This window comes from Blautia sp. HCP3S3_B11 (assembly GCF_052064435.1).
Taxonomy (GTDB): domain Bacteria; phylum Bacillota; class Clostridia; order Lachnospirales; family Lachnospiraceae; genus Blautia_A.
Map to the genome: position 1 here is coordinate 171,021 of NZ_JBQHVP010000008.1, position 10,939 is coordinate 181,959.

8 protein-coding genes, 7 tRNA genes and 1 rRNA gene are annotated in these 10,939 nt (G+C 39.3%); all 16 read right to left on the minus strand.

Translation table 11 applies throughout. The features are described 5' to 3' along the window. Positions 1 to 292 precede the first annotated feature (292 nt). Positions 293 to 1,258, minus strand: coding sequence for an N-acetylmuramoyl-L-alanine amidase family protein (locus ACTNC0_RS08165; RefSeq protein ID WP_441086994.1), 966 nt, complete (start codon positions 1,256 to 1,258; stop codon positions 293 to 295). A 27-nt stretch (positions 1,259 to 1,285) separates the two neighbouring features. After that, the gene (locus ACTNC0_RS08170) at positions 1,286 to 1,528 is read right to left on the minus strand and encodes a GIY-YIG nuclease family protein (RefSeq protein WP_441086995.1); all 243 of its coding nucleotides are present in this window, start codon (positions 1,526 to 1,528) and stop codon (positions 1,286 to 1,288) included. Positions 1,529 to 1,885: 357 nt separating this feature from the next. Beyond that, positions 1,886 to 3,325, minus strand: a complete 1,440-nt coding sequence (locus ACTNC0_RS08175) for a sucrose-6-phosphate hydrolase (RefSeq protein ID WP_441086996.1) — start codon at positions 3,323 to 3,325, stop codon at positions 1,886 to 1,888. Next, a complete protein-coding gene (locus tag ACTNC0_RS08180) occupies positions 3,322 to 5,322 on the minus strand; it encodes a glucose PTS transporter subunit IIA (RefSeq protein ID WP_441086997.1) in 2,001 nt (666 codons plus the stop codon). Before ACTNC0_RS08180 ends, ACTNC0_RS08175 begins: the two co-directional genes overlap by 4 nt. Before the next feature lie 495 nt (positions 5,323 to 5,817). Continuing rightward, positions 5,818 to 6,807: a LacI family DNA-binding transcriptional regulator gene (locus ACTNC0_RS08185; protein ID WP_441086999.1), complete on the minus strand. Its 990-nt coding sequence runs from the start codon at positions 6,805 to 6,807 to the stop codon at positions 5,818 to 5,820. A gap of 475 nt (positions 6,808 to 7,282) precedes the next feature. Further along, positions 7,283 to 8,191 (minus strand): peptidoglycan DD-metalloendopeptidase family protein, encoded by a 909-nt coding sequence (locus ACTNC0_RS08190; protein WP_441087000.1) that lies wholly within the window; start codon positions 8,189 to 8,191, stop codon positions 7,283 to 7,285. A gap of 152 nt (positions 8,192 to 8,343) precedes the next feature. After that, a complete protein-coding gene (locus ACTNC0_RS08195; RefSeq protein ID WP_441087001.1) occupies positions 8,344 to 9,189 on the minus strand; it encodes a SpoIID/LytB domain-containing protein in 846 nt (281 codons plus the stop codon). 168 nt (positions 9,190 to 9,357) lie between these two features. Next, positions 9,358 to 9,735, minus strand: coding sequence for a hypothetical protein (locus ACTNC0_RS08200; RefSeq protein WP_441087002.1), 378 nt, complete (start codon positions 9,733 to 9,735; stop codon positions 9,358 to 9,360). A gap of 353 nt (positions 9,736 to 10,088) precedes the next feature. Further along, positions 10,089 to 10,161 (minus strand) — tRNA-Lys (locus ACTNC0_RS08205). Between the two features lie 31 nt (positions 10,162 to 10,192). Beyond that, positions 10,193 to 10,265 (minus strand) — tRNA-Phe (locus ACTNC0_RS08210). 4 nt (positions 10,266 to 10,269) lie between these two features. Then, positions 10,270 to 10,343, minus strand: a tRNA-Met gene (locus ACTNC0_RS08215). A gap of 20 nt (positions 10,344 to 10,363) precedes the next feature. Then, positions 10,364 to 10,436 (minus strand) — tRNA-Thr (locus ACTNC0_RS08220). A gap of 17 nt (positions 10,437 to 10,453) precedes the next feature. Further along, a tRNA-Tyr gene (locus ACTNC0_RS08225) sits at positions 10,454 to 10,535 on the minus strand. A 5-nt stretch (positions 10,536 to 10,540) separates the two neighbouring features. Beyond that, positions 10,541 to 10,613, minus strand: a tRNA-Val gene (locus ACTNC0_RS08230). 42 nt (positions 10,614 to 10,655) lie between these two features. Continuing rightward, positions 10,656 to 10,729, minus strand: a tRNA-Asp gene (locus ACTNC0_RS08235). Between the two features lie 70 nt (positions 10,730 to 10,799). Next, a 23S ribosomal RNA gene (locus ACTNC0_RS08240) occupies positions 10,800 to 10,939 on the minus strand; the annotation flags it as partial.

A 10,939-nucleotide genomic window follows, 5' to 3' on the forward strand; every position in this document is an offset into this window, starting at 1 on the left:
CGGATATTCGCAATCCGCTTCCGCTACGTGGCTCTACACCGAATAACTCAAAAAGATGCTCTGAACAGTCACAATGTAATCTGCCAGAGCATCTTTTTATATGTTCAATTTTAAAACTCTTCAAAATTTATATAGTCAATCGGATATTCGCAATCCACTTTCGCTACTTGCTCATAACCGAATAACTGCTCCGCAGTTTATCAGGCGGGGCTTGTACCCCTCCTGATACAAGCAAGTCCCACCCACTGCTTATTGCTCCTCGCAACCTCCGCAGGGGACTTACTTGATTCGGTTAAACAGCCACTCGTCTCTCCGGATATAATCCATAAGAACCATATCCTACACCAAAGTATCCATAGTAGCTCTTAGCTTCTGCAAATAATGGATCATATACTCTGCCGCCGATTTCAGCCCAGCAATGTCCGCTTCCATCAGTTGCTGTTGTATCTACACAAACATAAATATTTGTATATCCCAGCGCCTTTGCAAGGTATGCAAAAGAACATGCATCAGAGAAGCAGTCTCCGCCTTTTCCACTCAGGATAAGATAGTCATTAGCATATAATGCCGGCCATGCAGTCTGGTTGTAGAAAATTCTTCTGGTATCATAATAATGCTGATACATTACCCATCTAAAGCAAGTCTCAAACTTCTCACTTTTTGACATACTTGGTTTTGTGATCGCATTGACAACCTGTTTTGCTCTCTGTAAAGTTTCATATTCATATGCTTTTGTGGAATTCATTTTCTTTCCACTCGGATAATAAAAAGTGCTTCCCTTCTTCCAGGCTTCCAGAATTCCTTTTTCTGTACAGTAATATGTCGTATTTCCAACTTTGACAGTCTTTGTTCTCAGAACACCCTTATCACTGAAATAATAATATTTTCCATCAATTTTTTTGACACCACTGTATCTTACTCCATTTGAGCCGAAATAATATTTCTTATTGTTATACTTTATCCATCCTGTTTTCATAAAACCTTTAGGACTAAAGTAATAGATTTTTCCCTGAACTTTACGCATTCCGGTCAGATACTGTCCATCTTTATAATATCTTTTATTCTTTGACGCGTAAGTATACCAGCCATTCTTTACCTGTGGTTTCGGTGTTGGTGTCGGTGTTTCGATTGGTGTAATATCCGGTGTCTCAACCGGAGTCGGTGTCACTGTAACTCCAGGCATCTCTGCTGCCATGGTCGGAACACTGAACGCCATACATGCAGCACACACTGCAAGCCATTTTGTCATCCTTTTCATCTTTTTTGTCCTCCTTGTACAATCTGGTCAGAAATCCATCAATTCCAGTTTTTTATTTCTGGTAAGCTGCTTAATCTGGTACTCCCGTCTCATTGCCTCTTCCTTTGTGGAAAAACCTTCATAATATACCAGCGTCACCGGCCTTTTGGCCTTTGTATATTTCGCTCCGTTTTTTCCCTCATTATGTGCTTTCAGCCGTTTCTGCAAACAGTTTGTCCACCCCGTATAAAAAGTTCCGTCTGCACATTTGACAATGTAAGTATAATTCATCGAACTCTCCATCTAAATTACAAATCTCCGGCTATATTGCCATACATTCGATTTCTTTTGTTTCCGCAGACTTGTTATTAGCATCTGCTTATTTATTATTGATTTATAGTAACTATTCAGCAATCTCCTGTGAGAAGACTGATCAGTTACAATTTATGTAAAGGACAATTGCATTAGCATCTCTGCAATCATCCTTATTTCTATAATAAACAGCCGGTATAAAACACGTATCTCATCCGGACATATCCTTTTCTGACTTGCATTTACAATATCAGAACTATTTATATGTCAAAAAAGCAGGCAGGGAAACCGACTGAGGATTTTCTTTCCCACCTGCTTTATTATACGTTTATTTTCTTATTTTGTGAATATCATTTTCCGAAGATTCCAGAGATTCCCCCTAAATTTACCACCAAGAATCTTTAGCTGAAGATCCTCACGGTCAGGATAATATCTGGTTGAAAATACAGTCTCTCCATCATTCAGATAAATCTCTGCTGCCGAAGTGTCCGCGAGAAGACGGATATTCCTGAGTTCACTGATTTTAGCTTTTCGCCTCTCTCTTCCCGCACCTGCAATTCCGGAAAAGCCAATTTCAGCGATTCCCTCTTCATATTTGAATATCATCTGACCACCCATGCTGATCTGAAAACTGCTGCCTGTTATTGCAATCTCTTCAAGTACCAGGTCAAATCCCTCATTCACTTCAACGCGAACCTCCACGATTGATTTTTCATCATGAAGTATCGTTTTCTCTTTTCGAAGCCGCTCAAGTTCTTTAACAGGATACTGAAGAATTTTTCCATCCTGTACTTTCAGTTCTCTCGGTACTGTAAGGCAGTGCTGCCAGCCTTCATCGATAGTCTTATTTATATACTCTTCTTCTGCGTCCGGCATTCCCATCCATCCGATCAGAATCCTTCTTCCCTTATCGTCCACAAAGGTCTGCGGAGCATAGAAGTCAAATCCCATATCCCATTCACGGAAATCTTCAGTATCTACAGATTCATCTTCTTTTACCGGGAAATATCCGGACTGATAAATATTCTGGAAACGATATTCTTCCCGTTTAAGTCCCTGAGGTGATACAGATAAAAATTTCTGTCCGTCTAATTCGAAATAATCCGGGCATTCCCACATATATCCAAAAGCTTCCGGTGTGGTGAGCACACGATCAAGCTTCCAGTCTTTCATGTCTTCTGATCCGTAAACTAAAACAGCACCTTTATCCTCTTTCAGGCGTCCTCCAAGAATCATATAGTATCTGTTATTTTTTTTCCAGACTTTAGGATCCCGGATATGACATGTAAAATCTTCCGGATATTTTTCAAAAGAAATGATTTCTTCCTTATCTCCGAAATGGATTCCATCTTCACTTTCCACATGAAGTGTGCTGGTTTCCCTTCCTTCGTTAATGTAATCATAATCACCATCAATCTTTACATTCCCTGTAAAAAACAGATGCATCTTTTCATCTTCAACCAGCGCAGATCCAGAATAAACTCCATGACAATCATACGGAGAATCCGGGTAAAGGGCTGTTCCCTCATATTTCCAATCTACCAGATCTACACTTGTATAATGTCCCCAGAATTTTAATCCACCTTCAACATCAAATGGCGCATACTGAAAGAACACATGATATTTACCTTTATACCAGCATAACCCATTTGGATCATTCAGCCATCCGACTGGCGGCATAAGATGATGCCCCAATCGGAATCTGCCTTCTTTCATATCTGCGTTCTTTTCAATCTCTGCTACGTTTCTCTCAAGAACTTTCGTTAATGTGCTCATGCTTTCACAATCTCCAATACTTTATCAGCAGATGTTACTGCGCCTTCACGTAAAACCTTCACATCTTTATAATCATCTGAATTAGTTACAATAAGTGGAGTAGTCACATCATATCCAGCTTCTTTGATCTTATCCATGTTAAAGGACACAAGAAGTTGTCCTTTCTTTACCTGATCACCATCTTTTACGTGAGTTGTATAATATTTTCCACCAAGTTCTACCGTATTAATTCCGATATGGATCAGCAGTTCCATACCACTTTCAGTGCTTAAACCAACTGCATGTTTTGTATCAAAAACAGTCTCAACGGTCGCATCACATGGTGCAACTACCTTTCCCTTAGCAGGAATTACGGCAACTCCTTTTCCAAGAACCTCAGAAGCAAATGTAGCGTCATTCACCATGGACATTGGAATTGCTGTTCCTTCTAATGCACTATAAAGTGAAAAATCTTCTACATTGTCAGCTGTTTCTTCCATCTTAGAAATCTCTTTATTCTCAGTTACACCAGTCTCGGTTTTTACACTTTCTATATCTTTTGTTCTTTCAATGTTTTCTGTACCTTTAGCAGAAATATTTTCCACATTCTTCTCGACAGTTTTATTTTCTCCAGCTGCCATATCCTTGTATCCAAACAGCCATGTCAACACAAATGCCACACTAAAAGCAATTACAAACATCAGAATATAAGATACCGGATTATTCAGGCAAAGCAGAATTCCGAAAATACCGGTTACGCCAGTTCCTGTAGCGCCCAGTCCTGTAACAGACGCAAACAACGCGCCAACTGCGCCACCAACACATCCCATTACAAACGGTTTTCCGAATCGAAGATTTACACCAAAAATCGCCGGTTCTGTGATTCCCATACATGCACTTAATGCAGATGGAACAGCCATAGATTTGATTTTCTGGTCTTTTGTTTTGAGTGCAACTGCAAGTGTAGCTCCACCTTGTGCGATATTTGCTGCTGACGCAAGTGGCAGCCAGTAGGTAACTCCAAACTTGGAAATCTGTCCAAGGTCAATGATTGTGTACATATGATGCACACCGGCAACAACTGTCGGCGCATAAAACGCACCCATGATAAAGCTTCCGATACCGAATGGCAGAGCAATCAGCCACTGAATACCATTCAGAAGTCCATTCTCAACAGCTACAAAAATCGGTCCGATAATAGATAATGTAAGATATCCTGTTACAAATACACTTACAAGCGGGGTAACAAACAGGTCAAACATCGCCGGAACAACTTTGTGAAGTCTTTTCTCAATCTGGGCAAGTACCCACACCGCAATGATAACCGGGATAACATGTCCCTGATACCCAACCATATCAATAGAGTAAAGTCCAAACCATACTTTCTGTGTTGCCTGAACACCTTCTGTTGCAACTGTCCATGCATTCTGCAGGTTTGGATGAATCATAATCATACCGATAACCGCACCCAGATACGGATTTGCGCCAAATACTTTCGCACCGCTGTATGCAATCAGAATTGGCAGGAATGTGTATGCCGTATTACTGAAAAGCTGTGCAAACGTATAAATCGAACCACTGGTATCGATATTCAGGAATCCATTGTTAACCATGAAATTCAATGCTTCCATAATTCCCATAAGGAAACCACTTGCAACAATTGCCGGAATGATCGGAACGAAAATATCACCAAGAGTCTTAATCAGTCTCTGTACCGGATTTGCTCTGGAAGCTGCAACCTTCTTCAGATCTTCCTTACTGCTCTCAGAAACTCCGGCAATCTGAATAAATTCATCGTATACCTTATTGACAACTCCTGTTCCCAGAATGATCTGCATCTGTCCCTGGGCAAAGAAAACGCCTTTAACACCTTCAATATTCTCAACATATTCCTTGTCAGCCTTCGCATTATCACCGATAACCAGTCGAAGACGTGTGGCACAATGAGCCGCAGAAATAATATTCTCTTTTTTACCAATATGGTCGTATATTTCCCGGGCTGTCTTTCTGTAATCCATAATATCCTCCCTCTTATTATGTGATCGTTCCCACATTTAGTTCTACTTTATTTTTTATATATTTGTATTTTCACTTACAAATATATAAATCTATATGTTTTTCTTTGTGGAATCGTTCTCATGTGTTGTTTTTATTATATCCATCTTATTTTTATTTGTAAATATGTAAGATAGCACAAATATTCGTTCTCATTTTTATACACTATATCCAAGATGCAATCGCGTCTATAAAATCTTCTATCTGTAACATCCCGTCGCATAGCCTGGTTCGCTACTCTTCATTCTGTTCCCAGTAACGTAACCATAATTTAACCGAATCAAATAAATCCCCTGCTTCACTTACGAATATCCGATTGACTTTGTCCAAAATTGCCTGAGACAACAGGACTTTATTTTTTTGCGGAATACCAATGTATAAATAACAATAAAATAATAAAAAGAGTTAAAAACTTCTATTTTGGAAGCTCTTAACTCTTTTTGTACTCTTATAATCTGCTATATACTTCTATGGGATTCTCTCATTACCACTTTGCATCCCATCTTTATCTCTTTATGTATCGATATATTCTCTGACTCCATCAGATCCACTAACATTTTTGCAGATTCCATTCCACTTGTCTTATAAAAGAAATGAACAGTTGTCAGCTTCGGTTCGATTATTTTCCCCAGATAACTATCACCCATGCCGGCGACTTGAACCTGATCTGGAATATGGTATCCGCTCTTCTTCAGCCAGTTCACCGCTCCAACCGCCATTGTATCTGTTGCACATATTAATGTATCGATATCCGGATGCTCCGTAAACAGTTCTTCTGCCTTTTCATATCCAGACTCCAGGGTAAAGTTTCCACACTTAACACATGATTTATCTAACCCTATATTATTTTTTTTAAGTATTTCTTCTACTCCGGAGATTCGCATCTTTCCAACAGCTTCATCTTTATCTGTAACCGTAATATATCCAAACTTCTTTCCGGTCTTTAACATCTGTTCGGTAAGGCTCATCGCTGCTTTATGGTCATCCTGAAAAATACACGGATATCCTTCCATGTGCTGCCCCAGCAAGACAATCGGTACTTTATATTCTTTCAGCATTTCCCTGTGTTGCTTTGTCAGAATCGTTGCGATAAAAATCACTCCATCCACCTGATTATCTTTAAACAAAGAGAGATACTTTAATTCCTCTTCAACACTGTTATTGGTATTTGCCAGTATCATCTGATAGCCCTTCTGGGTCAGTATATCACTGATTCCGGCAACCTCCCGGCTGATCGTATTAGAATCAATCTTAGGCAAAATCACACCTACCAGTTTCGTTTTTTTCGTACGCAGCATCTGTGCCTGAAAAGAAGGCTGATATCCTGTTTCCTCTATAACTTTGCTGATAACTTTTTTCTTTTCTTCACTGACATAACCATTATTCAGATATCTGGACACTGTAGCTCTGGAAACTCCAGCCATCTTCGCTATTTCATTAATATTCATGCAAAAATTCCTCTTTCATGCTGTTTGTAATATTATTTCACACGTATTTTTCACATTATTTGTTTACCCTATCCGGCAACAAAGGTTACTGTCCTCTCTATCCCCAATAACCAACAAATTTTTTTCTATTATACTACAGATATACTTTTTGTTGCAAATATCAAAATATCGTTATATGTCCATGAAAATCATTCGTTACTATTCACCGTTCACTTCGTTCTCAATAGTGCACTTTTCAAACTTAATGCATGCTTATTGAATAAATTTGTTCCGTATACCTCTATATTTTGGCACATACAAATCAAATAAGTCAATCGGATATTCACAATCCGCTTCCGCTACATGGCTCTACACCGAATAACTGCTTTGCAGTTTATCAGGAGGGGCTTGTACCCCTCCTGATACAAGCAAGTTCCCACCCACTGCTTATTGCTCTTCGCAACCTCCGCAGGGGACTTACTTGATTCGGTTAATATTATGGAAGATACGCAATCGGATCAATTGGTTCTCCATCTTTTTTCATTTCAAAATAAAGGTTTGTTCCTTCAGTACTATAATATTTTGTCGGCTGTGCAATATATCCGATAGTAGTTCCTTTTTTAACCGTATCCCCTTCTGACACCGTTAAATCTGTGAGCTGTCCGTAAATAGCCTGATATCCATTTCCAATTTCCATTGTCAACGTAGTGCCAGTCTGTGCATCCTGTTCTACAGAATAAACTGTGCCATTAACTGCAGCTACTACAGGTGCCCCTTCAACTGCTCCAACAGCAATCGCCGGACTTAGTTTGTACTGATCAAGTGTGGGAAAATATGTTGTCTGGTCCATACTGTAATCCAGCAAAATATTTCCATTGACTGGCCACTCCATCAATGTATCTTCAGAGAAATTAATTTCCGGAAGATTGATTGCAGATGCCGAAACATCTGTAGTTTCACTATCCGATGCTATAGACGCTCCATCACCAGTATTCATTGACGATATTCCCTCACCCTGCTGTGCATTACTGTCATTTTCACCAACAACAGAGTTTTCGTTATCCACATCTGCTGTACCATCTACATTGTTATTATCCACAGTATTCCCATATGTTTCCCCATCCGTAGTTCCATTTGCTGATGTCGACTCTGTATTATCTAAATTTTCCTCATCTCCTGACAGTGGATGATTCTCAGATTCAACCTGGCTCGTTCCGACATCTACCATAGACTGTTCATCTGTATCCTGCTTCTGTTCTTCCTGATCTGTGCTTTCCGTCTGCTCCCTTGGCGCTTCTTCCTTAATTGGAGATGTTCCTAACTGATATACCGTAATTCCCAATGCTGCTACAGCAGCCAGCCCAACGGAATTGGCAATAATTCGTGTAACTCTGTTATTCATCATATTCCATTCACCTCTATTTTCATCTTCATATCTATAGGGTGTCCAGAATATTACCATCTATTCAACAATTTTATATTTATATCTTTTAATCCTATAATAATTCCAGAAAATAATGCACTTAAGCAAAAGATACCTATAGCAATCCGCTTCCGCTACTTGCTCATAACAGCATCAATCTCCACAATTTCCATTTCCGGAAAATAATATTCCAAAATTTCTTCCTCTGTCTTAGAATTTTTAGCCATCTCATTCCCACCATACTGTGAAAATCCTAATCCATGTCCTTTTCCTTTACATAGAAATCGAACTTTATTTCCTATTGTCTGGATCGTAAAATTTGCTGAACTAAGCCCCATTCCCATTCTGAATGATTCACCTTCCAACACTTTTCCATCTGCCAGAAGTTCTGTAACATAACCTGCACTATCCCTTGACTTTATTTCAAGTTCTTTAGGAAGTATATTCTTATTTATATATACACTGTTTAAAAAATCTTCTGATTTCTTATCCACACTGCTGTGTACAGATTTCAGATATGCATCCCCTTCACTGTGGAAAACTTCTTCTCCATCCCTGGTATCTCCTGCGCTAACCTCATGATAAGGAACTAATTTCAGCTTATTCTCCCATGTAATAACCTTTCCCTTTGTTTCTTTTACTGCACGTTCATATTTATCCTGCATAATAAGCAAATATAACGACTTTAATGATTTGTTCTTTATTTCATCTCTAATTTGATTCAAAACAGAATTTAGTGATTTCTGCTCTTTTACTGTTCTGTAAAGATTAGATCTCGCAATAACTGCCTGCGCTTTTATTGTCTCCAATTCATAATTATCTCCAATTTGCCCGGCCACAATAACCGGTAATATTGTTTCCACATCAAATTTTCTATTAATTAAAGTCGTATCTACACCATTAAAAATTATTGTAATCATATAGGGAATAAAAAATAGACAAAAGACTCCCGTTGTTCCGGGGAAAAAAGATTTTTTCATATATAAGGCCATCCAGGTTATCTGATCATAGATTTCTAATGATCTTCTTTCCTTTTAGTATATACACCTATATCTTTCTGTATGTACACTTTTCAAAATTCCATTGCCATAGGCAATCTGGAATTACGTTACTGAGAACGAAGTGAACAGTAACGAATACGGGGATTTTCACCCCGTATTAAAATATACAGATTTATTTATCCTGTTCTGAATTCTAGGCTCATCCCAGTAAATAATTTTATTTTTCCGGGAACTCTTTTTTTCATCAGGCTGTAAATATGATCTGTCTTTCTTTGAATCCCTGTCCTTCACAATATATTCTGAAATCATTTTGGCTTTCGGAGTTTCATAGACAAAACACATTCCCATTCCAAGGCTTTTCCATAATGCATTTAAACATCCTGTTTTTCTCTCTTCATGTCTTCTAGCACTATTCTGGCATACGCATTTCTGATTTTTTATTTTTGCAAATCCCATTACAAAGCAGGTAACAGCCGTCATAATCATCTGGAAATAATTCTTCAGATCTTTTATAGAATTCTTCATGGAAACTCCTCCTGTTCTGCATTACATATATTATTGCCATACAAGCCTGTCCACCGCTAAGACTGCGCACTTCCTACGGCTATCAGGTACTAATACTTTATGCAGCAACCCTCTATATTTAGAACCATATGATAATATTTCCTTAATTTCGTCTTTCTGTAAGTTCCCTGCTCCAATTTCGAAGAGCAATAAGCAGTAGATGGTGACTTACTTGTACCCTCTTTTACTAAACTGCGAAGCAGTTATTCGGTTATAGTCAAGTATCGGAAGTGAAGTGCAAATATCCGATTGACAAATAATAATAAAATTTTATACACAAAAAACTTCTATGAGAATATCATAGAAGTTAAAAGTGAAGCATCGGGGATTCGAACCCCGGACAACTTGATTAAAAGTCAAGTGCTCTACCGACTGAGCTAATGCTCCATATTTATTTAATTATCACTTTCAAAGTGAATGCCCAGAGCCGGAATCGAACCAGCGACACGAGGATTTTCAGTCCTCTGCTCTACCAACTGAGCTATCTGGGCAAAATAGCGGGGACAGGATTTGAACCTATGACCTTCGGGTTATGAGCCCGACGAGCTTCCAGACTGCTCCACCCCGCGATATTCATTATTGAATTAAAAGCCGATGATCGGACTCGAACCGATAACCTGCTGATTACAAATCAGCTGCTCTGCCAATTGAGCCACATCGGCTTAGCTATTAAGCTAAGTGGATGGAGAAGGATTCGAACCTTCGAAAGCGTTGCTAACAGATTTACAGTCTGCCCCCTTTGGCCACTCGGGAATCCATCCAAGTATGGAACCTATAGGGCTCGAACCTATGACCCTCTGCTTGTAAGGCAGATGCTCTCCCAGCTGAGCTAAGATTCCATATCCATATGCAATTTACCAAACTCGTCAGCTCATTGCTAACGACCCAGAAGAGACTCGAACTCTCGACCTTCGCCGTGACAGGGCGACGCTCTAACCAACTGAGCCACTGGGCCATTGAAAGGTTTGCACCTTCAAAACTACATACATGTTGACATTTCCTTGAGATCATTCTTCCTGCGATTCTTGGTCAAGCCCTCACCCGATTAGTAACAGTCAGCTCCATGTGTTACCACACTTCCACCTCTGCCCTATCTACCTCGTCGTCTTCAAGGGGGTTTACTTCTTTCGAATGGGATATCTCATCTTAAGGGGGGCTTCACGCT